Annotated in this window: 24 protein-coding genes; 16 read left to right on the plus strand and 8 right to left on the minus strand. The window is 58.6% G+C overall.

Annotated elements, in window-relative coordinates:
- The first annotated feature begins 86 nt into the window (after window positions 1-86).
- From phaR to coq7, 5 genes are all read left to right on the plus strand, one after another.
- Complete coding sequence (phaR, locus tag FVV99_RS08150) at window positions 87-542, plus strand: polyhydroxyalkanoate synthesis repressor PhaR (RefSeq protein ID WP_148253538.1); 456 nt, start codon at window positions 87-89, stop codon at window positions 540-542.
- Between the two features lie 169 nt (window positions 543-711).
- Complete coding sequence (gene purD, locus FVV99_RS08155; protein ID WP_148253744.1) at window positions 712-1,998, plus strand: phosphoribosylamine--glycine ligase; 1,287 nt, start codon at window positions 712-714, stop codon at window positions 1,996-1,998.
- Window positions 1,999-2,043: 45 nt separating this feature from the next.
- Window positions 2,044-2,916, plus strand: coding sequence for a phosphoribulokinase (locus tag FVV99_RS08160; RefSeq protein ID WP_148253539.1), 873 nt, complete (start codon window positions 2,044-2,046; stop codon window positions 2,914-2,916).
- A gap of 67 nt (window positions 2,917-2,983) precedes the next feature.
- Window positions 2,984-3,325, plus strand: a complete 342-nt coding sequence (locus FVV99_RS08165) for a histidine triad nucleotide-binding protein (RefSeq protein ID WP_148253540.1) — start codon at window positions 2,984-2,986, stop codon at window positions 3,323-3,325.
- A 167-nt stretch (window positions 3,326-3,492) separates the two neighbouring features.
- Window positions 3,493-4,134, plus strand: a complete 642-nt coding sequence (gene coq7, locus FVV99_RS08170) for a 2-polyprenyl-3-methyl-6-methoxy-1,4-benzoquinone monooxygenase (RefSeq protein WP_148253541.1) — start codon at window positions 3,493-3,495, stop codon at window positions 4,132-4,134.
- A gap of 104 nt (window positions 4,135-4,238) precedes the next feature.
- Here the strand turns inward: coq7 and FVV99_RS08175 are convergent, their stop codons facing one another.
- From FVV99_RS08175 to FVV99_RS08185, 3 genes are all read right to left on the minus strand, one after another.
- Entirely contained in the window at window positions 4,239-4,658 is a 420-nt protein-coding gene (locus FVV99_RS08175; RefSeq protein ID WP_148253542.1) for an OsmC family protein, read from the minus strand.
- Window positions 4,659-4,721: 63 nt separating this feature from the next.
- Entirely contained in the window at window positions 4,722-5,390 is a 669-nt protein-coding gene (gene murU, locus FVV99_RS08180; RefSeq protein WP_148253543.1) for an N-acetylmuramate alpha-1-phosphate uridylyltransferase MurU, read from the minus strand.
- A complete protein-coding gene (locus FVV99_RS08185; RefSeq protein ID WP_148253544.1) occupies window positions 5,387-6,433 on the minus strand; it encodes an aminoglycoside phosphotransferase family protein in 1,047 nt (348 codons plus the stop codon). The genes murU and FVV99_RS08185 overlap by 4 nt, the downstream gene beginning before the upstream one ends.
- Before the next feature lie 136 nt (window positions 6,434-6,569).
- Between FVV99_RS08185 and FVV99_RS08190 the strand changes: the two genes are divergently transcribed.
- The 7 genes from FVV99_RS08190 to FVV99_RS08220 all read left to right on the plus strand — a co-directional run bounded on the left by FVV99_RS08190 (window position 6,570) and on the right by FVV99_RS08220 (window position 14,452).
- Entirely contained in the window at window positions 6,570-9,047 is a 2,478-nt protein-coding gene (locus FVV99_RS08190; protein WP_148253545.1) for an LPS-assembly protein LptD, read from the plus strand.
- 77 nt (window positions 9,048-9,124) lie between these two features.
- Window positions 9,125-10,102: a peptidylprolyl isomerase gene (locus tag FVV99_RS08195; RefSeq protein ID WP_148253546.1), complete on the plus strand. Its 978-nt coding sequence runs from the start codon at window positions 9,125-9,127 to the stop codon at window positions 10,100-10,102.
- A gap of 11 nt (window positions 10,103-10,113) precedes the next feature.
- Entirely contained in the window at window positions 10,114-11,151 is a 1,038-nt protein-coding gene (gene pdxA, locus FVV99_RS08200) for a 4-hydroxythreonine-4-phosphate dehydrogenase PdxA (protein ID WP_148253547.1), read from the plus strand.
- A 53-nt stretch (window positions 11,152-11,204) separates the two neighbouring features.
- Complete coding sequence (gene rsmA / locus FVV99_RS08205; RefSeq protein ID WP_148253548.1) at window positions 11,205-12,008, plus strand: 16S rRNA (adenine(1518)-N(6)/adenine(1519)-N(6))-dimethyltransferase RsmA; 804 nt, start codon at window positions 11,205-11,207, stop codon at window positions 12,006-12,008.
- Complete coding sequence (gene apaG, locus FVV99_RS08210; protein ID WP_148253549.1) at window positions 12,005-12,403, plus strand: Co2+/Mg2+ efflux protein ApaG; 399 nt, start codon at window positions 12,005-12,007, stop codon at window positions 12,401-12,403. Before rsmA ends, apaG begins: the two co-directional genes overlap by 4 nt.
- 59 nt (window positions 12,404-12,462) lie before the next feature.
- Window positions 12,463-13,278, plus strand: a complete 816-nt coding sequence (locus FVV99_RS08215; protein ID WP_148253550.1) for a symmetrical bis(5'-nucleosyl)-tetraphosphatase — start codon at window positions 12,463-12,465, stop codon at window positions 13,276-13,278.
- A gap of 13 nt (window positions 13,279-13,291) precedes the next feature.
- A complete protein-coding gene (locus FVV99_RS08220; protein ID WP_148253551.1) occupies window positions 13,292-14,452 on the plus strand; it encodes a polynucleotide adenylyltransferase in 1,161 nt (386 codons plus the stop codon).
- A gap of 9 nt (window positions 14,453-14,461) precedes the next feature.
- Here FVV99_RS08220 and folK read toward each other — a convergent pair whose 3' ends face one another.
- Window positions 14,462-14,989: a 2-amino-4-hydroxy-6-hydroxymethyldihydropteridine diphosphokinase gene (folK, locus tag FVV99_RS08225; protein ID WP_148253552.1), complete on the minus strand. Its 528-nt coding sequence runs from the start codon at window positions 14,987-14,989 to the stop codon at window positions 14,462-14,464.
- Window positions 14,986-15,342, minus strand: coding sequence for a dihydroneopterin aldolase (gene folB, locus FVV99_RS08230; RefSeq protein WP_148253553.1), 357 nt, complete (start codon window positions 15,340-15,342; stop codon window positions 14,986-14,988). Before folB ends, folK begins: the two co-directional genes overlap by 4 nt.
- 105 nt (window positions 15,343-15,447) lie before the next feature.
- On the opposite strand from folB, the gene plsY reads away from it, so the two are divergent.
- Window positions 15,448-16,089, plus strand: a complete 642-nt coding sequence (plsY, locus tag FVV99_RS08235; protein ID WP_148253554.1) for a glycerol-3-phosphate 1-O-acyltransferase PlsY — start codon at window positions 15,448-15,450, stop codon at window positions 16,087-16,089.
- Here the strand turns inward: plsY and tsaD are convergent.
- Window positions 16,061-17,092 (minus strand): tRNA (adenosine(37)-N6)-threonylcarbamoyltransferase complex transferase subunit TsaD, encoded by a 1,032-nt coding sequence (tsaD, locus tag FVV99_RS08240; protein WP_148253555.1) that lies wholly within the window; start codon window positions 17,090-17,092, stop codon window positions 16,061-16,063. The two genes, plsY and tsaD, sit on opposite strands and share 29 nt — an antisense overlap.
- A 287-nt stretch (window positions 17,093-17,379) precedes the next feature.
- On the opposite strand from tsaD, the gene rpsU reads away from it, so the two are divergent.
- The 3 genes from rpsU (at window position 17,380) to rpoD (ending at window position 21,688) form a co-directional block, all read left to right on the plus strand.
- On the plus strand, window positions 17,380-17,595 hold the full coding sequence (gene rpsU, locus FVV99_RS08245) for a 30S ribosomal protein S21 (RefSeq protein WP_016416934.1): 216 nt from the start codon (window positions 17,380-17,382) through the stop codon (window positions 17,593-17,595).
- 134 nt (window positions 17,596-17,729) lie between these two features.
- A complete protein-coding gene (gene dnaG / locus FVV99_RS08250; protein ID WP_148253556.1) occupies window positions 17,730-19,571 on the plus strand; it encodes a DNA primase in 1,842 nt (613 codons plus the stop codon).
- Window positions 19,572-19,831: 260 nt separating this feature from the next.
- Complete coding sequence (gene rpoD, locus FVV99_RS08255; RefSeq protein WP_148253557.1) at window positions 19,832-21,688, plus strand: RNA polymerase sigma factor RpoD; 1,857 nt, start codon at window positions 19,832-19,834, stop codon at window positions 21,686-21,688.
- A gap of 47 nt (window positions 21,689-21,735) precedes the next feature.
- Here rpoD and FVV99_RS08260 read toward each other — a convergent pair whose 3' ends face one another.
- On the minus strand, window positions 21,736-22,386 hold the full coding sequence (locus tag FVV99_RS08260; RefSeq protein WP_148253558.1) for a hypothetical protein: 651 nt from the start codon (window positions 22,384-22,386) through the stop codon (window positions 21,736-21,738).
- A 43-nt stretch (window positions 22,387-22,429) separates the two neighbouring features.
- Window positions 22,430-23,398, minus strand: coding sequence for a LysR substrate-binding domain-containing protein (locus FVV99_RS08265; RefSeq protein ID WP_148253559.1), 969 nt, complete (start codon window positions 23,396-23,398; stop codon window positions 22,430-22,432).
- Window positions 23,399-23,467 lie beyond the last annotated feature (69 nt).

Genomic DNA, 23,467 nt, shown 5'->3' on the forward strand with positions numbered 1-23,467 from the left:
GGCATGGATTGGCTAGATGGCGTGGCGCAGTGCACAATATCCGCATGAAGCCAGGTTCGAACAATGAAGACAACAGGAGCAACGCCGTGCGCGTGATTCGTAAATATGCCAACCGTCGGCTCTATGATACCGAACAGAGCCGTTATGTGACCCTCGAAGATTTGCGTGGTTTGATTCTCGAGGAAGTCCCTTTTCGTGTCGAGGATGCCAAGAGTGGTGAAGACCTGACTCGGACCATTCTCTTGTCGATCATCATCGAGCAGGAACAGGCCGATAGCGATGCCGAGGTGTTTTCCAATGACCTGCTCGAACAGTTGATCCGTGTCTATGCCATGTCCCAGCCACTGCCGTTGGCCCACTATCTGGAGCAAGGGACTCGCTTGATGATGGAGCAGCAGGAACAAATGCAGAATCAGTGGCAGCAGGCCATGAAAAATTCGCCCATGGAACTGATGCGGGAACTGGCCGAAGAGAACATGCGTTTCTGGCAGCAGACCTTCAATCAGCGGCCCAACCGTGACGATGACGACAAGACGTCGTGATGCGCGTGTCCGATCTCATTCCTGCCGGTAGACGTTGAAGCATTCGACGCAGCCGCTCAGCCGGGCGGTCTGAAGGCAAGGCCCGGGCCGTAGCGCGAAGAGACCAGGACTTTCTGGCATAATGCCCGGCCATTCCCTTTTCCGTGTCGAACATCAGCAAGGTGTCCAGATGAAGGTTCTGATCATTGGCGGCGGTGGCCGTGAACACGCGTTGGCCTGGAAGGTTGCGCAATCGCCTCAAGTCACTCGCGTTTATGTGGCGCCTGGGAACGCCGGAACGGCCTGCGATCCCAGGCTCGTCAATGTTCCCATTGGTGCCGAGGCATTGCCGGAGCTCGAGGCATTCGCGTGCGAGCAGCGCATCGACCTGACGATCGTCGGCCCCGAGGCGCCATTGGTGGCCGGTGTGGTGGATCGATTCCGGGCGGCTGGTCTGGCGATTTTCGGGCCAACTCGGTCTGCCGCTCAACTCGAAGGATCGAAGTCCTTCTCCAAGGATTTCCTGGCACGTCACGAGATTCCCACCGCCGAATATGCGACGTTTACCGAGCTGGCGCCGGCTCTCGATTATCTTGCTGCCAAAGGCGCTCCCATTGTCGTCAAAGCTGATGGTCTGGCAGCCGGCAAAGGTGTGATCGTGGCCATGACCCAGTCGGACGCCGAAGCGGCGGTTCGCGATATGCTGGAAGCCAATGCATTCGGTGATGCCGGTGCTCGTGTCGTGATCGAGGAGTATCTGGAGGGTGAAGAAGCCAGTTTCATCGCCATGGTCGATGGCACGTCGATCCTGCCGATGGCTACCAGCCAGGATCACAAACGGGCTCTTGATGGTGACCGGGGGCCCAATACTGGAGGAATGGGGGCGTACTCGCCGGCACCGGTGGTGACCGACGACGTACACCGACGCATCATGAGCGAAGTGATCGAGCCTACCGTGCGAGGGATGGCGGCGGAAGGACACCCCTATACAGGTTTCTTGTATGCTGGGTTGATGATCACGCCCGATGGAGCGCCCAAGGTCATCGAGTTCAACTGTCGGTTCGGTGACCCTGAGACACAGCCGATCATGTTGCGTTTGACATCAGACCTGGCGGCACTGTGTCTGGCCGGTGCCAGCGGTGATCTAGCCGACTGGCAGTGCGATTGGGATTCACGCGCAGCCGTGGGTGTCGTATTGGCTGCAGGCGGCTATCCAGACGGTTATCGCAAGGGCGATGTCATCGATGGGTTGGCGAGCGCCGAAGCAACCGGTTGCCAGGTCTTTCATGCGGGAACGACGCAAGACGACCAAGGTCGAGTCGTCACCAGCGGCGGGCGCGTGCTATGTGTGACAGCCTTGGGTGATGATGTGGCCCAGGCACGTGATCTTGTGTATCGCGGTGTGGGCGCCATTACCTGGCCGGGTGTCCATTACCGGCGGGATATTGCATATCGGGCGATTGCCCGTCAGACATGAGCCATGTTCCCGGAGCAGTCGTTATGCGAATGAAGGGGCGTTAGGATGTCACGCGAATATCCGGTCATTGCGGTGACCGGTTCGTCCGGTGCCGGCACGACGACGGTCAGACGAACCTTCGAGCGCATGTTCGCTCGAGAGGACGTCCATGCCGCGTTCGTCGACGGCGACGCTTTTCATCGCTATACCAAGGATGAGCTGGCTCGCATCTTTCGGGAAGAGCCTGAGCGCACGGATGAACTGTCGCATTTCGCTGTCGAAGCCAACCTGCTCGATCGGCTGGAGGTCTTGTTCCAGGAATATGGCGAGCATGGCACCGGCACGTATCGACATTATGTGCATGCCGAAGACCGTCGGCTGGTCGAAGGTGGGCATCAGGTCGGGACGTTTACCGAGTGGCAATCCCTGCCCTGCGGTACCGATCTCCTGTTCTATGAGGGCCTGCATGGCGGCTTGGTCACCGCCGATCATGATATTGCCCGTCATGTCGATCTTCTGGTCGGTGTGGCGCCGACGATGAATCTGGAATGGATACAGAAAATCGATCGCGATACCAAGCTCAGGGGATACTCCCAGGAAGCCGTTATCGATACCATCCTCGGGCGCATGCACGATTATGTGCGCTACATACAGCCCCAGTTTTCGCGGACACATATCAATTTTCAGCGCGTACCGACCGTGGATACCTCCAATCCCTTCGAGGTCCAGGATATTCCCACCGACGCCGAGTCCTTCGTGGTGGTGCGCTTTCGTGATCCCTCCACGGTGGACTTCCCCTATTTGCTGACCATGATCCAGGATGCCTTCATGAGCCGTCCCCACACATTGGTGGTTCCCGGTTCGCGCCTTTCGCTGGCCATGGAGTTGATTCTGGGGCCGCTGGTGAGACAGCTACTCAGTCAGCGGCGATTTCGCTGAGTGTGGGACGGTTGGCTATCCTGCCTTCAGATCATGCGACTGCACATTCCCCAACCGGAGAGACATCATGGACTGCCTGTTCTGCAAGATCATCGATCGAGAGATTCCTGGTGATATCGTCTATGAAGATGATGAGGTTCTGGCCTTCAACGACATCAATCCCCAGGCACCGACACATATATTGATCATTCCCAAGCGCCACATCGCCACGCTCAATGATCTCGCCGATGGTGACCAGGCGCTGATGGGGCGGTTGACCCAAACGGCGGCGACTCTGGCCAAAGAGAGAGGCTTTGCCGACGATGGATATCGTGTCGTGATGAACTGCAATGAAAAAGGCGGCCAGACGGTCTATCATATTCATATGCACCTGATGGGCGGCCGCGGCTTTACCTGGCCGGCTGGGTAGTCGGCGAATCAGCGCTACACCGTCGCTGTCATATGCAAGTGAGCGGCGCATCGGTGCATCATCCTCGAGCCGTTCCGGAATTCCGGAGCGGCTCGTTCGTTAGTGTCGCTTTCACACGCATGGGGGCACGGTTAGACTGGTGACAATCAAGTAAACGAGGCTGTGACATGAACCGTCAGCTATCCCGCACCGACAATCTCATTCACCAATTCGATACGGTGCTGCGTACGCTCGTACCGCATGCAGCGCGGCCCTCGCGTCCCTCGCCGGCGGCCAATATCGAAGAGACCTCCATGACCGAAGCGGATCGGGAACACACCGTCGGTCTGATGCGAATCAATCATACCGGTGAGGTATGTGCCCAGGCGTTGTACCAGGGGCAGGGCCTGACAGCCAAGCTGCCTGATACGCGTGAGCAGATGGAGCAGGCGGCGCAGGAGGAAGTCGATCACCTTGCCTGGTGCGATGCCCGGATCGAAGAGCTCGAGGGGCGCACGAGTCTGCTCAATCCTGCTTTCTACATGGCGTCGTTCGGCTTGGGCGCTATCGCAGGGGCGGTCGGTGATCGTATCAGTCTAGGATTCGTGGCGGCGACCGAAGAGCAGGTCGGCAAACACCTCGATGATCATTTGCAGAAATTGCCGTCCCATGATCGCCGCTCAAGAGCGATTCTCGAACAAATGCGCGAAGATGAAGCGCATCACGAACGCTGGGCTTTGGAAGCCGGCGGAGCCCGCTTCCCACTACCGGCCAAGCTGGGCATGCGCATCATGTCGAAAGTGATGACGAAGAGCGTCTATCGCATCTAAGGTGCAACGCCCCCGAGCGAAGCGGGACGCCTGGCGATAGAGTGAGCTGACTCTCCGCCGTCTTTTCCCACCTCGCCTCAGTGCCTATTCCCGTCGTGGTGGCGTCATTCCTCGATGATCGTGTAATCATGAGTGATTTCGACGCCACCCTGGGCGAGCATGATCGAGGCACTGCAGTATTTCTCGGCGGAAAGCGACACGGCTCGTTTTACCTGAGCGTCTTTCAGACCGTGACCGGTGACCTTGAAGTGGACATGGATATGCGTGAAGACACTCGGTACGCTGTCGGCACGTTCGGCTTCGATCTCGGCGACGCAATCGCTGACCGGTGCCCGGGCCTTCTCCAGTATTTCCATGACATCGAACGAGGTGCAGGCGCCGAGTCCCATCAACATCATTTCCATGGGGCGCGGGCCCGTGTTGCGACCGCCGTGGTCGGGCGGACCGTCGATCACGACACTATGACCACTCCCGGATTCGGCGACGAACTGGCGCCCGTCGGTCCATTTGACACTGGCTTGCATGGATAGATTTCCTTCGGCATACGTGGATGGAAGAGCGCAGCATAGCACTCTCTGGACGTCGACTCAGCCGCGCTGTCGCAATCGGGTATCCAGTTCGGCGAGTCGTTCCGGAGTGCCGACATCCACCCAGTCACCGACGAGTCGATGACCGCTGACTCGTTGGTCTGCGATGGCCTGTCTCAGCAAGGGGGCCAATGGAAAGGCGCCTGGTTCTTGACCCTTGACGAGGGAAGGATCGATCAAGGCAATACCTGCGTAGGTAAGCCGCTGGTTGCCCTGGTCGTCGACTCGGCCGTGTCCATCGAGGTGGAAGTCCCCCGTGGTGTGATGTCCGGGATTGTCGACCAGCCACAGGTGGGCCAGGTCGTCACCGAGGCGTGGTAGATGCCGGAACTCGTCATCGCACCAGACATCGCCATTGATCAGCAGGAAGGGTGATGAACCCAGCAAGGGAAGTGCCTTGAGGATACCGCCTCCCGTCTCCAGTGGCGTTTCCTCGTGACTCCAGGCGATCGACAGGCCGTATTCACGGCCGTCGCCCAGCGCTTGGATGATCTGCTCCCCACGATAGCTGACATTGATGACGACGTCTCTGATTCCGGCGGATGCCAGGCGATCGAGGTGGTGAGCGATCAAGGGTCTGCCGGCGACCGGCAGGAGTGGCTTGGGGCAAGCGTCGGTTAGCGGTCGCATGCGCTTGCCCAGGCCGGCGGCGAGAATCATGGCCTTCATGATGTCTGCCCCGCAAGCGATCGGCGTTGCAGTTCCTCGTTGAGGGCGGGGGCGAGTGTGTCATTCACCCATGTGCGGAACGAGATGAATTCCGGCCAGGGTGCCAGGCTGTCATCGAGATGCCCAAGGAAATGCGGTAAACGGGCCAGGAACCGTGTCTTGTGATCGCGCAAGGCCAGGCGGCAGAAAATGCCCAGCACCTTGAGCGAACGCTGGGCTGCCATCGCATCGGCCAGGAAACGAAAACGCTCGAAGGATATCGTATCGTCAGGTAAACGGCCATCGGCCAGGGCACGTTGATGGAAACCTCCAAGCCAGGCGTTGTACTGTGCAGGCGGGAAACGACAATAACGGCCGCGCAGGAGAGAGACCAGGTCATAGGTGATCGGTCCTTGCATGGCATCCTGGAAGTCGATCATGTAGAGCCGCTGCTCCTGGACCATCAGGTTCATGGCATCGAAATCGCGGTGAACGGCAATCACTGGTTGTACCAGTGCCGTATCGATCAGTTGCTGACGCAGTCTCGGCCAGGTGCTGGGCAGATCGAGCGCCAGCAGCGTACCTGCACACCAATCGCGGAACAGATCGAGTTCTCGTCCTAGCAGATCGGCACTGTAGGCCGGTAGCGTTTCGCCGGGGGCACGCGTTTGTAGCTGGTCGAGCAAGGTCAGGGCCTGGTCGTGCCAGGCCAGAGTCGTCGCCCCGTGGTCACCGTCGAGACAGCGCTGAAGGGGCGTGTCGCCGAGGTCGTCGAGTTCAATGAACCCCAGCTCGAGACTCCGATGATGGATGCATGGTACCGGCAGTCCAGCGTCTTGCCAGGCATCGGCGATGGTCACGAAGGGGCGACTGTCCTCCTTGCCGGGAGGCGCATCCATGACGATGCGAGTCCTGCCATCGGGCAAGGCCAGCCGAAAATAGCGTCGAAAGCTGGCATCGTCCGCAGCCAGGGTGAGGTTCAGTTGACCGAGTGTCAGCCCATGCTGTTCGGCCAGCCAGTGGCAAAGCTGTTCGTAACGTGACGGTTGGGAGGCCGAAGACATTGGGGCTCCTTGGTTGACGGGACTGTGTTGCCACCGCATGCTGCATCCTGGAAGCGTCGCACCGACGCGATGCCTGCACAGGTCGTGTCGCGGGCTGTATGATAACGGTTTCCCATCGCCAAGGACATCGAGGAACATGGGTAAGCGATTGTACTGGACAGCCCTTGCCGGCCTGGTGACTGGATCCGGAATGTTGACTGGCCCCGTGCTGGCCGCCCCGCCCGAGCCGCTACCCGCCGATCAGCTTGATTGGCAGACGTGGGAGGGCGAGGCGCCACCCGATGCACTATGCCGGGGGCGTTACATCGTTCCCGATTATCGTCTGCCACCGGGCGATACGCCGGAGCAGACCCGTTCAGCGTCCGATTCGGCCGAGTACGGCGATAACGGGGAAACCATTCTGAGCGGCGAGGTCATTCTGCGTCGTGGACAGAGTCAACTGGAAGCGCCGCAAGTGCGCGTCAATGCCGAACGGGATCGGGTATTTTCCCAGGGGCCGTTGGCGTTGCGGGATGAAGGTATTCTGGTACGTGGTGACGCGGCGGAAATGTCGTTGGAGTCCGACCAGGCGCAAGTCGATACGGCGCATTATGTGGTGCATGAGCAGCGTCTGCGTGGCGATGCGCAGCAACTGGAGCGTCTGGAAGACGGGCGTTATGTACTCGACGATGCCAGTTTCACCACTTGTGAGCCGGGTAGCAATATCTGGACATTGGTCGGCAAGGACGTGAAGCTCGACCGCGAGAGCGGGTTCGGTACCGCTCGTCATGCGCGTCTCGAGATGGGCGATATTCCTGTCTTCTACTGGCCATGGGTTCGTTTTCCCATTGATGATCGCCGGCAAAGCGGCTTCCTGTGGCCGACACTGGGGTTGTCCACCGACTCCCTGGACTACGGCCAGCCGTATTACTTCAACATCGCTCCCAATCTCGATGCCACGGTGACACCGCGCTGGATCAGTGAGAGCGGTATGCTGCTCGGTGGCGAGTTGCGTTATCTCCAGCCCGGTTTCGAGGGGCAGATTGAAGGTGCCTACCTATCCAGCGATAACGATGGTGGCAATAGCGACAACCCCAATGATCCAGACGGACAGTTCGAGGGTGAGGATCGTTGGTACGTGGATTATCGTCACCAGGGGCGCATTTCGGATCGTTCGGATTATAACCTGCGTTACGGTGCCGCCAGTGATGGACGCTACTTCGATGACTTCGGACGCAATTTCGCCGAACGAGATACCAACAGCCTGTCGCGTCTGGCACAGGTCGACTACCGGGGAGAGCGCTGGCAGTTCGATGCGCGTGCGCAGGGCTATCAGAAACTGGAGTTCCCGTTGAATCCGAGGAACAAGCCGTTCTATCGCCTGCCGAGCCTGACTGCGAATGCCCGCTGGGATCAGGATGCCGGCTTCTATCAGCAGTGGCGTTCCAACGTGACCCATTTCTGGCGGGATCTCGATACCGATGAAAATGGCGTCGTCGAGGATGAATTGGGGCGTAGCCGCAGGATACCTCTGCGTGAGGCCGCCAATGGCACACGCCTGCACTTGTCGCCGGCGGTCGGCTGGCGAGCCGAGCTAAGCTGGGGGTTCCTCGAACCCCGCCTGGAAATGCTGCACACCACCTATGAACTCGATTACGGCAATCGCGATACCTCGCGAAGCGAGAGCCTGTCCCGTACCGTACCCGTCACGTCAGTGGATAGCGGGCTGATCTTCGAACGCGACATGAACTGGTTCGATGCCGCTTACCGCCAGACACTGGAACCACGTTTGTATTACGCCTATGTGCCGGAGCGCGATCAGAGCGAATTTCCGGACTTCGATACCAATGAGCGTGCTTTCTCCTATAACCAGTTATGGTCTCCCTACCGCTTTTCCGGCAGTGACCGTATCGGTGATGAGAACAAGGTATCCTACGGTATCGCGTCACGCTTTCTCGAAGACGAAAGCGGCCGTGAGCGCCTCTCCATCGCCTTGGGGCAAAGCCGCTACTTCGAGGATCGCAACATCGACATGAACGGCGATCCCGATACCTTGCCTTCAGAGAACAATTATGAGCGTTACTACAATGCCGTGCGTGACCGTTCACCGGTGGTAACGCGCGTCAACTGGCAGATCAGCGATCGTTGGAGTACACGCTACCAATGGCTGTACGACGAACAGCGTGACTTGACCGAAAGCAATAGCGTGAGTCTTCGCTATCGTGACCCTGACGGACATGTGTTGAACCTTGGCTACCGTTGGCAACTCGAAGGGTTTGATCCCTCCGGCGATGCCGAGGACCGCTTGGGGTACAACCGTGAGGAGTACGACATCTCAGGGGCGTATCAGCTGAATCCACGTATCGATCTGATCGGTCGTTTCCTTTATGACAACACCAACGATCGAGCCCTGGAGCAACTAGCGGGTGTGCAGTGGAATGACTGCTGTTATGGTTTGCAACTGGTGTGGCGCGAGTGGATCGAGGACAACGATACGGCCAACCGTATCGACGACGACTACACCGACCGCGGTATCTTCCTGCGCTTCGTCTTCAAGGGACTGGGTGGTGCAGGCCAGGAGGCGGATGAATACTTTGAACAAGCCATTCCGGGATATCGCTCCACGGCGTTCTAGACGAGTCGACCGTCAAGATGTGATCGAGTGACACGACACCTAATTCGGGATACAGAATGAGAGTAAACGAGGTAGTTATGCGCAGCCGTTTCATCGCCCCGCTGGGGCTCGCCTTGCTGCTGGCCATCTTGCCGTTGGCGGTGCAGGCACAGAGCGCCGAGCCGCTGGACCGTATCGTTGCCGTAGTCAACGAGGATGCGATCATGCAAAGCGAACTCGAGACTCGGGTCGATCAGGTGCGCAGTCAGATGTCTTCGCGCGGGATGCAAGGGCCGGATGAACAAGCACTTCGCCGTCAGGTACTGGATCGCATGATCCTGGAAGAAATCCAGTTGCAGATGGCGGCAAACGCCGATCTCAGCGTCAACGATACCGAGCTCAATTCGGCCGTGCGCAGTATCGCCGAAAGCAATGACATGACGCTGGAGCAGTTCGCCGATGCATTGGAAGGTGATGGATTGACGTTGGCCGATGTGCGGCGGCAGGTTCGCCGTGACCTCCTGATACGGCAGGTGCAACAAGCGAATGTTTCGCGTCGAGTCAATGTCAGTGATCGCGAGATCGACCGTTACCTTGATCAGCAGGGCGACCGTCAAGGCGATCGGTATCACCTGGCCCATATCCTCGTCTCCTTGCCTCAGTCCGCGAGCTCTGACGAGATTCAGCAGGCTCAGAACGAGGTGCGTCGACTGGCTGATGAGTTGGAGCAGGGGGCGGATTTCGCCGAACTGGCGGCGGCCGAGTCCGATGGCAGCCAGGCCTTGGAAGGCGGTGACCTGGGGTGGCGCAGTGCCGGTGAAATACCGAGTATCTTCGCGGATACCATTCCTGAGCTCGCGGTAGGCGAGGTGACCGAGCCGTTGCGCAGTCCGAGCGGTTTTCACCTGGTCAAGTTGCTCGACCGTGAAGACGGACAGCAAGCCAATGGTCGCAATCGACGCGATCAGGCGCGTCAGGCACTTTTCCAGCGCAAGGCCAACGATGAACTGGAAGCCTGGCTGCAGGAGATTCGCGCCGAAGCGTTCGTCGATAATCGTCTTGACGCCGCAGGCTGAGGGATTACCTCGTGTCGACTCCCGTGCTGGCATTGACGACAGGCGAGCCGGCAGGTATCGGGCCGGAACTGGTGGTGAAACTGGCGGCTGAGATGTCGTCGTCATCAGTGCGGCTGGTCGCTGTCGGTGATCCAGCCATGCTGGTCGAGCGGGCTGCGTTGACAGGCGTGGATATCGATATCCAACCACTTGCCTTGGGGCAGGACCCCGCCAGGGTACCTGCAGGGAGCTTACCGGTTTGGCCGGTAACGTTGCGGCGACCATCCCAGCCTGGCCACCTGCTGGCGGCGAATGCCGATTACGTGATAGAGACCCTGGACGTGGCGATCGCTGCCTGTCGTCACGGTCAGGCCCAGGGAATGGTAACGGCCCCTGTGCATAAAGGCATCATCATTGATGGGGGGCACGTCGGCTTTACCGGCCATACCGAATACTTGCGCGATGCTTGCGACATCGACGAGGTCGTGATGATGCTGGCTACCCACGACCCGCTTCATGCCCGTGATCCCTGTTGGCAAGGCAAACGAACGTTGCGTGTCGCCTTGGCGACCACGCATTTGCCACTGCGTGACGTCGCCGAGGCAATCAGGCCCGAGAGTCTGGCTCGGGTCGTGCGCATCTTGCACACTGACCTGCAGCGTCATTTCGGTATCGCGTCACCGCGAATTCTGGTGTGCGGCCTGAACCCTCATGCCGGTGAAGACGGGCATTTGGGGCGAGAGGAAATCGAGGTGATAACGCCGACCCTATCTCATTTACGTGCACAGGGGGTCTCGGTGTTCGGGCCGTTACCGGCCGATACTCTGTTTACGCCCCGTTACCTGGCGGAGACAGATGCGGTTCTGGCCATGTACCATGATCAAGGGCTGGCCGTACTCAAGTATGCAGGTTTCGGCCGTGGCGCCAATATCACATTGGGGTTGCCGATCATTCGTACCTCGGTGGATCATGGAACTGCCCTGGACCTGGCCGGGACGGGATGTGCCGATACGGGGAGCTTGGCAGAAGCCGTCATGCTCGCGCGTTCCATGGTGACACACGCATTCTGAGTCAATGACTGCTATCATCCTCGTCTTTGCGAGTCCAAGGAATTCATTGCTGCATGTCATCTCGCCCCCAGCCACATCGAGCCCGCAAGCGCTTTGGTCAGAACTTTCTGCGCGATCCGGGCATCGTTTCACGTATCGTGCGCGCCATTGCACCCCGTGATGGGGATCGCCTGATCGAAATCGGGCCAGGACAGGGTGCGCTCACGGGGCCCTTGCTGGAAGCGAACGGCAGTCTGGAAGTCATTGAGCTGGATCGGGATCTAGTGCCCGGTCTGCGGGTGCAATTCTTTCGCTATCCCGGTTTCGTCATCCATGAAGGTGATGCGTTGAAACTGGACTACCTGGCATTCAAGGGCGACGGACCACCACTGCGGGTGGTAGGTAATCTGCCATACAATATTGCCACACCGCTGATCGTACGCTTGATGGAAGCCGGCCGCGCCATTGCCGATATGCACTTCATGCTGCAGAAAGAGGTCGTTGAACGTCTGGCAGCATCGCCGGGAGGGGCCGCATGGGGGCGATTATCGGTCATGGCACAATACCACTGTCAGGTCGATGACCTGTTTTCGGTTCCCCCTGAGGCCTTCGTCCCTCAGCCCAACGTGGACTCGGCCATTGTGCGTTTGACGCCGCACGCCGAGTTGCCCCATGTCGCTGTGGATGAAAACATCCTGTTCGATGTGGTGCGTGATGCTTTCGGCCAACGCCGTAAGACATTGAGGAACAACCTGAAAGCCCATCTTACACCGGCCGAGTTGGAACGCTTGTCGATCGATTCCGGACGCCGGCCTCAGACGTTGACCGTCGAGGAATTCGTGCGCATTGCCAACTTCCTGGCCAGGAAGCCCTCATGAAAGCGTCGTCTCATTTACCGTCGTCAGCCGACATCCGTGTTCAGGTGGAACCGGCCTACTGTGATGAAGAATCCTCACCTGCCGAACAGCGCTTCGTGTTTCGCTATACCATCACCATACACAACCACTCCGAGAACAGCGTACAGGTGCTGGCACGTTACTGGAAAATCACGCAAGGGAGCGGCAAAGTGCAAGAGGTGCGCGGTAAAGGAGTCGTGGGTAAGCAGCCCTTGATCGGCCCAGGCCAGACGTTTCGTTATACCAGCCGCGCGGTACTCGACGGACCTGTCGGTGTCATGCAGGGCGCTTATACCTGTGTCGATACGGCGACACAGCAGGCGTTCGAGGTGGATATCGCACCGTTTCGTCTGGCGAACCCCAGTCAAGTGCATTGAGCATGCTCATGGGGCCGGATGACCATCCGCGACAGTGAATAGCAAGAGTAGGAGTTGTCATGACCACGTACGTTGTCGGTGATCTGCAGGGATGCCACGACGAGTTCGAGGCATTGCTCGAGCGGCTTGAGTTCGATACTCGCCATGATGCGTTATGGCTGGTCGGCGATCTGGTCAATCGAGGGCCCGGATCGCTGGCGTGTCTGCGCCGGGTCTACCAGCTTGGTGATGCGGCGCGGGTGGTACTGGGCAACCACGATCTGCACTTGCTGGCAGTGGCTCGTGGACGCTCGGAACTCAAACGCAAGGACACCCTGGTACCGGTACTCGAAGCGCCGGATCGCGAACGACTGCTTGATTGGTTGCAAGCCCAACCGTTGATCGTCACGAATGGTAACGAGGTCATGGCCCATGCCGGACTGCCGCCTCAATGGCGTGTCGAAAAAGCGGTCCAATTGGCCTCCGAGGTGCAGGATCGTCTGACCGGCCAATACGGCGGCGCATTTCTGGAGCAGATGTACGGTAACCAGCCGGATATCTGGCGCGACGACCTGGAGGGTATCGAGCGGCTCCGGGTAATCGTCAACACATTGACACGCATGCGCTTTATCAACTCGGAAGGTCTGCTTGATTTTACCGCCAAGGAAGGGCTTGACTCAGTGCCGGCAGGCTATGCGCCCTGGTTCACTTTTCCTCGTCATGACGACCCGCATATCCTGTTCGGCCATTGGGCGGCGCTGGAAGGGCGGACACCGGGTAGTCGGGTGAATGCCGAAGCACTGGATACCGGATGTGTCTGGGGAGGTCGTTTGACGGCATTGAACCTGGACACTGGCCAGCGTGTCAGTGTGCCGAGTCGACCAGGCGCAAACTGACGGACGGGTGAGTATGAACGATCGCATGGCGGGACTCGATGTGTATCGTGTAGGCGGCGCGGTGCGCGACAAACATCTCGGATGGCCGGTCTATGACAACGACTGGGTCGTCGTCGGTGCAACGCCCAAGATGATGGAGCGCCGTGGTTTCAAGCCGGTTGGTCGTGATTTTCCGGTGTTCCTGCATCCCGAAACGCATGAGGAGTATGCGCTGGCGCGTACCGAGCGCAAGCAGGGTCGTGGCTATACCGGATTCCAGGTTCAGGCGAGTCCTGATGTGACGCTCGAAGATGATCTACGTCGACGCGACTTGACCTGCAATGCCATGGCCGAAACCCCTGATGGCACCTTGATTGACCCATACGGCGGGTTGGCTGACCTGCAGCACAAGGTGTTGCGTCATGTGTCGCCGGCATTCGTCGAGGATCCTCTACGGGTCCTGCGGACGGCACGTTTCCTGGCTCGCTATCGGCATATGGGATTTTCCATTGCGGTTGATACATTGGCGTTGATGCGCGAACTGGTTGCCAATGGAGAAATGGCATACCTGGTGGCCGAGCGTGTCTGGACAGAGACTGACAAGGCATTGGGTGAACTCTCGCCCCATGCGTATTTTCAGGCGCTGATGGATTGTCATGCCTTGTCTGAGCTGATGCCCGAACTGACCGCCGAGTCCATGCATCTGGAAGACGCGCTCGCACGGATGCTTCATCTTCCCGAGCTGGACGACTCGGATGACGATGGCGTGAAGCGCTGGCGTTGGGCCAGACTGTGCGAGCATCTGGATGATGACGTGCGCCAATCATTGCAACAGCGCTTGCGGGTACCGAATGCCTATGCCGATCAGGCGAGCTTGGCAGCATTGACCCGCCGCTTCAGGCATGCATCAGGGACGGCACTGCCTGACGCTCATGCGGTGTTTCAATGGCTGAACGATATCGATGCCTGGCGTCGCGGTGAGCGTGTCGCTCCCCAACTGCGCCTTATCCACCTGACCGATGAGCACCTGGCCCAAGTGCTTTCTAATGCTTGGGCGCATGCCCTCCAGATCCAGCCGCGCGACCTGGTCGAGGCGGGGTACAAGGGGAAGGCCCTCGGTGACGCTCTGGCCGAGCGCCGTCGAGCGGCTATCGATGAGGCCCTGCATGCCCGCGATCGTGAGCCTTCCGGGTGACCCTTGGCGTTACTCGGGCGTATCGGCATGCGAGATCTGTCGACCTTGCCATGTGAAGTCCACTGGCCACAGACGCTGGGACGTCCGGGGAAAATCGGCCCACATTTCGGCGTAGGTCCGACCATCGAGAGGGTGGCGTTGTTCGGGAATCAGTTCCGCCATGGGCAGCAGAACGAAGGCGTGAAATGTGATTTCGTCACGCGGCAGTGTGACGCCGTCGACATTGCCGATCAGGCCATCGACAGTCAACAGGTCGATGTCCAGCGTCCGAGGACTGAATTTAGGACTGTCCTTGCGCCGTCCATTGGCGTATTCGAGCTGTTTGCACCAGGATTGCAGCTGTCCCACACTCAAGGCCGTGTGAAAGACAGCGATCAGGTTGTAGAAATTACGCCCATCTTCGAATCCCACCGGTTCGCTTTCGAACACACGTGACACATCGGGAGTGCCGAAATTGGCCTGTAGGGCATCGAGACATGCGCGAATATGCCGCTCGCGCTCGATGTTGCTTCCTATGCTGACGGTCACTTGCTTCATAGAGGTTTTCCGCGTTCGATGCGTACGCCAACGGCATCGGCGTTGGCAATGGCGCCGGGCTTGCGCACTGTCAGGCGTAGCCACTCAATGTCGTATTCCTGGCGTAAGGTCTCGCATAACCGTTCGGCAAAGGTCTCGACCAGGCTGAAGGAGTGAGAATCGGCAAAACGAGTGATATGCTCGCTGATTGCAGCGTAGTTCAATGTCTTGTCCAGATCATCGGTGGTTGCGGCACTCGTTATGTCGGTTGCCATTTCCAGGTCGAGCACCAGGCGTTGACGAATATTGCGTTCCCAGTCGTAAACACCGATCACGGTTTCCACGCCAAGTGCCTCGATCAGTACGCGATCCATGAAGCGTGTTCCTTGTCGAATCGAGGGTGAAGAGTCGGCTTTGAATTGTACGTGAGTCGGGTATCAGAATCATGGGGTAATGGCCCCGCTCCCAGGAAACTCCACATGACGTTTGCCGTATCTTATTCGTGGCTGGCTGCCTTGGTGGTGCTGGGGTACCTATGCGGTTCGTGGCTCAGTGCCATCAGCATGTGCCGGCTGGCCGGTGTTGGAGACCCACGCTACCGCGGATCCCGTAATCCAGGCTTTTCCAATGTCTTGCGCTTGTATGGCAAGCACTTGGCATTGGCGACCCTGGTTCTCGATGCACTGAAGGGGATGCCGGTGTTATGGCTGACCAAGGCCGTGGGATGGTCACCTTGGGCACAGGGACTGGTAGGTCTCAGTATATTGCTGGGGCACAGTTACCCACTGTGGCACCGGTTTCGAGGTGGCAAGTCCGTGGCCAGCGCCTTCGGTGTCTTACTGGTATTGGCTCCACTGGTCGCCTTGTGCTGTGCCTTGTGCTGGGTCGTGCTGGCCTGGCGTGTGCGTACGGCGGCCGTGGCATCATTGGCCAGCGCCATGATGGCACCCTTGCTCAGCTTCTGGCTGGCCCCTGATTACGTGCTGGTGATTCTGGGGTTTGCACTGTTGGTGCTGGGACGCCATGTTTGGAACATTCACCGGCTGAGCCGTGGGGCGGAAACCACGCTGATCGAGCCGCCCAACGGCAATGTCAGCTCGTTGGAGGATGAAGATCGGTGAGAGGCCAGCGCGGCAGGGCGAGCATGGCGCTTCCATCGCGTTCTCCAGCCAGCAGACGTTGGGCACCGGCATAAGCGATCATGGCGCCGTTGTCGGTACAGAAGCGATTGCGTGGATAGTACGCTCTGGCCTGTCGTTTGGTGACCGCTTCGTCGAGGCGTTGGCGAAGGCGGGCATTGGCGCTGACACCACCTGCGACGACCAGGCGCTTGAGGCCAGTATCATCCAGGGCTCGACGGCACTTGATGACCAGCGTATCCACCACCGCCTCTTCGAAGGCCCTGGCGATGTCCGCCCGCGCTTGCGTGTCCAGCGCCTCGGCATCCCGCAGGGCATTGGCGGTGGTCAGGGTATGGGTCTTGAGCCCCGAGAAACTGAAATCCAGTCCGGGACGGTCGGTCATCGGGCGAGGAAACCGGAAGCGTTCCGGGTTACCCTGTTCGGCCAATCGCGCGATGGCGGGGCCGCCTGGATAATCGAGTTCGAGCATCTTGGCCGCCTTATCGAATGCCTCGCCGGCCGCATCGTCTACCGACTCACCCAGCAACCGATAATCGCCCAGGCCGCTTACCGCCACCAATTGCGTATGGCCGCCGGAAACCAGTAATGCGACGAACGGGAAATCCAACCGATCGCCTTCCAGCATGGGCGCCATTAGATGGCCTTCCATATGATGGACGCCCAGTACCGGTATGCCCAGACCTTTTGCCATACCATGAGCCGTCGCGGCACCGACCATCAAGGCACCGACTAGCCCGGGCCCAGCGGTATAGGCAATGGCATCCAGGTCGCTGCGTTCGTGCGCCGCCTGACCCAGTACTTCGTCGACCAGGGGAAGCAATTTACGGGTGTGGTCGCGTGATGCCAGTTCCGGCACGACGCCGCCAAAATCGGCATGCATCGCCACTTGGCTGTAAAGCGCATCGGCCAGCAGGCCTGCGTCGGTGTCATAGAGAGCGACACCGGTTTCGTCACATGACGTTTCGATCCCCAGAACACGCATAATAAGATAGTCTCGGCGGTGGTAAAGCTCTCGTATTCTACGCCTTTTTGCAGCGTTTTTGGCAGAGGCATGACATCATCAGTTTGCATACATGCGGGAGAGGGGCTAGAATATTGTGCGCTGTACGACTGGGTCGTGCGCCTGAGTTCCCCTACTCTATTAGTTCGAAACATCAGCGATGTGGCGATAGCTGCATCGGCATGAGTTTATTGCTATATCGTGCATTGGGAAGCTCTCCAGGCGTGCGTTCAAACCGAACTCATGATTTCAAGGTAGGTGATTGCTTAATGCCTTCTGTCAAAGTACGTGATAACGAACCGTTTGACGTTGCGCTGCGTCGTTTCAAGCGTTCCTGTGAAAAGGCCGGTGTATTGTCCGAAGTGCGTCGTCGTGAGCACTATGAAAAGCCGACTGCGGAACGCAAGCGTAAAGCGGCAGCAGCTGTGAAGCGCCACGCCAAGAAGCTCCAGCGTGAGCGTAAGCGTTTCGAACGGCTTTACTGATCCGTACTGAAAACAGTCGACGCATCCAATCGGCTGTTTCGAGAGGGATTCCGAGCGGCTGCCATAAGGTGGCCGCTCGTGTTTGCGTCGTTCCCGGCATCGCTTCGTCCGTCTTCCGAGGTTCAGTTAGCCCCATGGGTCAGATCCCGCAACGTTTTATCGATGATCTCCTGGCTCGCGCCGATGTGGTCGAGGTAGTGGGAGAACGGGTGCAACTGAAAAAAGGAGGACGCGATTATATGGGGCTGTGCCCCTTTCATCAGGAAAAGTCGCCCTCGTTTACCGTGAGTCCGGACAAGCAGTTCTATCACTGCTTTGGCTGTGGCGCACACGGTAATGCGCTGCGTTTTCTAATGGATTACGACAACCTCGGCTTTCCGGAAGCCGTGGAGTCGTTGGCAGCCAGGCAAGGCCTTGCCGTGCCGCGGGAAGGGGATGATGACCCTCGTGTACAGGCGCGCGAGAGAAAACAGCGGGAAGGTGTCAATCTCCTTGAACTGGCGGCAAAATTCTTTCGTGAGCGTCTCAAGATGCCCGAGGGGGAATCGGCACGCCAATATCTGGAGCGTCGAGGCCTCTCGCCGGAAATACAGGAAGATTTTGCCATCGGGTATGCGCCCGACAGTTGGGAAGCGTTGACGCATCACTTGACGGAGCGGGGCGTATCCGAAGCCGTGCAGGTCGAATACGGTCTGCTGATACACCGTGAGGATAGTGGTCGTCGCTATGACCGCTTTCGCGACCGGGTGATATTCCCGATTCGTGACATCAAGGGCCGTACGATTGCTTTCGGTGGCCGGGTCCTGGGGGACGCTAAACCCAAGTATCTCAATTCGCCTGAAACCCCGGTGTTTCACAAAGGGCGCGAACTGTACGGCCTCTACGAAGCCCGCCAGGCGAACCGGCGTCTCGACAGGTTGTTGATCGTCGAAGGCTACATGGATGTCGTGGCTCTGGCGCAGTTTGGCATCCGCAACGCGGTGGCCACGCTCGGGACATCCACCAGCGAAGAGCATCTACAGCGATTGTTCCGACTGGTCGATGAGGTGGTGTTCTGCTTCGACGGCGACCGTGCGGGCCGTCAGGCTGCCACGCGGGCGTTGGAGACAGTCCTGCCTTCGATGATCGATGGTCGACAGGCACGTTTCCTGTTTCTGCCGGAGGGTGAGGATCCGGATAGCCTGGTGCGTCGTGAAGGGGAGGCGGCGTTCCAGGATCGTGTCACGTGTGCCAGTCCGTTATCGGAGTTTCTCTTCGAGCAAGCGGCCAGCGGACGTGACCTGAACAGTATCGAAGCTCGTGAACGCTATGCCAGCCAGGTGCTGCAAGCACTGGAGCGTCTGCCTGAGGGTGTCTTGAAATCCTTGATGCTGAGTGAGTTGGCTTCGCGCACCGGTGTCGAGAGGGCCAGGTTCGAAACGCTATTGTCGCGTAGCAATGCTGCCCCACCTTTTGCCTCGCAGGATGACGAGGTGGGGCATGACGATGTTCGTGCAATGGATGACGGTTCGATACCGCCGGCCAGGCCAGGTCGCCAGCGTGGTGATTCGCGAGTGGCGTTGGCCAATATGGCGCGCGTGTTGCAACTGATCTTGCGTGAACCACGTTTGGTCGAGCAACTGCCGGCATCGTTCGACTGGTGCGATGACCAGGATCCGGATACGTCCCTGTGCGTATCGGTTGTGGAGCTGGTCCGGGCGGGTCGCTACCGCAGCTCTCAGGTTCTACTGGCGCATTTTCATGGTACGGCCGATGGCCAGCGGCTAGCGGAACTGGCCAGACGAGAACTTCCCATCAAGCCGGCCGATAGAGCCGCCGTGTTGCATGAGCTGGTGAGCTATTTTCAGGAGCGGGTATCGCGGGAGTCGCCACAGGGGGAAGTCGATGCCTTGCTGGCCAAGGAGCGTAGCGGCGAGCGCCTGTCGCAAAGTGAAAAGATTCGCCTGCGAGAGCTGTTGAGCTCTCTGGCGCGATAACACAGGGACGGTACGCCACGTGTGGCGTGAATGGTTCTGTATTGGCGTTGGGGTTGAATTATTGCCTAATATCACCATCTAAGAGGCAAGCATTCTATACCCCAAGGCAGTACAACCGGACAAACTAACACACCTTAACGTAAGCGCAAATGGGAAAACTGGCGGCCCCTTGGGGAGAACCGCTATACTGTTCGGCTTTATGGAATTTTGCCGCCTAAACGTTTGGGTGCTTCATTCTTCTTCGTCTAGATAGGGTTTCTATGGCTGGAAATGCGCAGCAGCAGTCACGTCTGAAGGAGCTGATCGCGAGAGGCAAGGAACAAGGCTTCCTGACCTATGCAGAGGTTAACGATCACCTTCCCGAGGATATCGCTGACCCGGAACAAGTGGAAGACATCATCGGTATGATCAACGACATGGGGATCAATGTCGTTGAGGAAGCCCCTGATGAAGATACGTTGATGATGGCCGATCACTCCGCCGACGAGCATGCTGCCGAAGAAGCAGTGGCGGCGCTCGCTGCGGTCGAGAGTGACGTTGGCCGCACCACGGATCCTGTGCGCATGTACATGCGGGAAATGGGGACCGTCGAGCTGCTGACGCGTGAAGGTGAAATCGAGATCGCCAAGCGGATCGAGGAAGGCACCCGCGAAGTGATGTCGGCCTTGGCGTATTTGCCGGGCGCCGTCGACTCCATTCTGGAGGCTTACGACAATACCCAGGACGAAGAGGCGCCGGGCCGGCTGTCGGACCTGTTCTCCGGTTTCATCGATCCGGATGAAGGTATCCCCGGTGTGGCGGAAGCAGAAGTCGCGGCTCCCGAGGTTGATGAGGAGCTCGTTGCCGATGCAGAGACCGAGGCCGAAACGGAAGACGACGATGACGAAGCTGCCGGTGGTGAAGGTGGCCCGGATCCCGAAGAGGCACGAGCCCGCTTCGAGCAGATTCGTACTCAGAACCAGCGCGTCAACGAGGCGCTCGAAACCCACGGTCGCGGTTCTCGGGAAGTCAGCGAAGAGCAGGCCAGGCTGGCCGAGCTGTTCTCGCCGATCAAGCTGGTACCCAAACATTTCGAACGCTTGGTGAATCAGGTTCGGATAAGTATCGAGCAGGTGCGTGTCCAGGAAAAATCGATCATGCAGATTCTCGTCAAGCGAGGCAAGGTGCCGCGTAAGACGTTCATCAAGTCGTTTCCGGGCAACGAATCCCGCACGGCATGGTTCGATGAATTCCTGAGCGCCAATGCCAAGTACTCTGAACGCCTGGAGCCTTACCGTGGCGATGTGGCCCGCGCACAGCGTAAGATCGCGTTCGAGGAAGACATGGTTCAGTTGCCGGTCGGCGATCTGAAAGAAGTCAATCGAAAAATGTCGATCGGGGAGGCCAAGGCTCGCCGTGCCAAGAAGGAAATGGTAGAGGCGAACCTGCGTTTGGTGATCTCGATTGCCAAGAAATATACCAATCGTGGATTGCAGTTCCTGGATCTGATTCAGGAAGGCAACATCGGCCTGATGAAAGCGGTGGACAAGTTCGAATACCGCCGCGGCTACAAGTTCTCGACCTACGCCACTTGGTGGATCCGGCAGGCAATCACGCGCTCGATCGCTGACCAGGCGCGCACTATCCGTATCCCGGTGCACATGATCGAAACGATCAACAAGCTCAACCGTGTCTCCCGTCAGATGCTGCAGGAGATGGGTCGTGAACCGACACCCGAGGAGCTTGGTGAACGTCTGGAAATGCCCGAAGACAAGGTGCGCAAGGTCCTCAAGATTGCCAAGGAGCCGATCTCCATGGAAACGCCGATCGGTGATGACGATGATTCACACCTTGGCGACTTCATCGAGGATGGCACCATGCTGCTGCCGGTCGATTCGGCAACCGGCGAAGGGTTGATCGAAGCGACGCGTAACGTGCTGGGTGGGCTGACGGCCCGTGAAGCCAAGGTTCTGCGGATGCGCTTCGGCATCGATATGAATACCGACCATACGCTTGAAGAGGTTGGCAAGCAGTTCGATGTCACACGCGAACGGATTCGCCAGATCGAAGCCAAGGCATTGCGCAAGCTCCGCCATCCGTCGCGTTCCGAATCACTGCGTTCGTTCCTCGACGAATAATGGCTTCAAACCGACTGATACCAGGCCCACCGTTGCGGTGGGCTTTTTCATGTCTGGGGGGCGGAGGCGTTGCGGCTGACTCGCCAGCGTCTGGCCAGTAATACCAGTTCAATGACGGCGAACAGCAGCAGCGCGTAGCCGAATAGCTCCGTTACTTCTTCGGCGGCATCCTTGAATGTCCGGGCGTAGTGATCGCCCAGGATCGCCATCCATACTTCGCTGCGCCCGTAAAGCCGCGAAAAGGCATAGGTCGTCAAGAAGCCGGCGGCGAACAGGCCGAAGGAGAAGGTGTTGGAGTAACATTCGAATTCGCGTACGAAATCGTGGCGTCGACGAATGACCTGAATGAGGCAGGGCAGCACGACGAATGTGACCAGGACTTGCCATGCACCGTCAAAGACATAGGTGTCGAGATAGGAGTCCTGTTCGCGGATGAAGGACGAGAAGAGGAAGCCGAACATCAGCAGTGTGACCTGAGGCATGCGCTTGACCCCATACCGGGCGTAAATCAGTAATGCAGAAGCGAGTGCCAAAAGTAGCGACTGTGCCAGTTCGGTAAAGCCCCGCTCGGTAAATCGAGTGTCAGGGAGGTATAGCGCTTCATAGTAGACGCCCTGCATCAAAGCGCCGGTCAGTAGAATGTATATGAGGGCTCGCAGGCAAGTCGCCCGAAAACTGATGCTAGCAGAGGGGGGCATGAAGATTTCCCTATCGGTAATGCGTCAAACGAAGTGGGCCATTCTAGCGTTCCTCATTTGGGCTCGCTAGCGGGAACGTCGTTATCCTGCAGCTGCCCGATGCCCGCTGCGCCTCTTCGACCAGCCAGTCATGCACGCCCTTGACCCGACGGTCGTCCAAGGCGCCCTGGGTATGAACAATTCCATAACGTTTGCCGGTGGCGACCCGCTCGGTAAATGGTGAAATCAGGACGCCGGTCTTGAGTTCATCGGTGATGAGCGTCTGGCGAGCGATCGCGACCCCCATGCCGGCAATGGCGGCTTCCATGGTGAGTTGGTTGCGGTTGAATGTATAGCCGCGTCGCACATTGATATGTGGAGCACTAATCGCCTTGAGATAGTGTTCCCACTCGGCGTGGTCATGGCTGCCACGCCAGGCGGTGACATCATGGAGCAACGGGTACCAGGCAAGATCTTCGGGGCGTTGCAGCGGTGGCTTGCCACGCAGTAGACCGGGCGAGCAGACCGGAAATATCACCTCATCCATCAACGGTGTAATGTTCAGCCCCGGATAATGGCCGTCATTGAGATCCAGGGCCAGGTCGAATTCCCCATCCCGCAACGAAATATTGCTGTCTTCGGCGACGACCTGTAGCTCGATGTCGGGGAAACGTGCTTGTAAGCGCGGCAGACGAGGCATTAGCCATTTAGCCAGGAAGGAGGGAACCGAGCGGAGCCGTAGGGTGCCACTCATGACGCCACTGCGCAATCGCCGTACCTCCATGCCCACCGATTGATACGCTTCGTCAACGACGGCAGCCAGGCGTCGTCCCTCCTCGGTCAACTCGAGCTGTCGTGGGAGCCGCCGGAACAGCTTGAATCCCAGGCGGTCTTCCAATTGTTTGATTTGCTGACTGATGGCGCCTGTCGTGACATGCAGCTCTTCGCCGGCCCGCGTGAACGACAAGTGGCGTGCGCTGACCGCGAATATTTTCAGCCAAGCATGGGTTTGAGCATTCAGAGGAGGTGTCATGATTTAGTTATACTAAAGCCAAGAGCAAATTTTCTCGGTTGTTTCCCGCAGGGCACTCAACCACCCTAT

This window comes from Aidingimonas lacisalsi (assembly GCF_008079445.1).
GTDB lineage: Bacteria > Pseudomonadota > Gammaproteobacteria > Pseudomonadales > Halomonadaceae > Aidingimonas > Aidingimonas lacisalsi.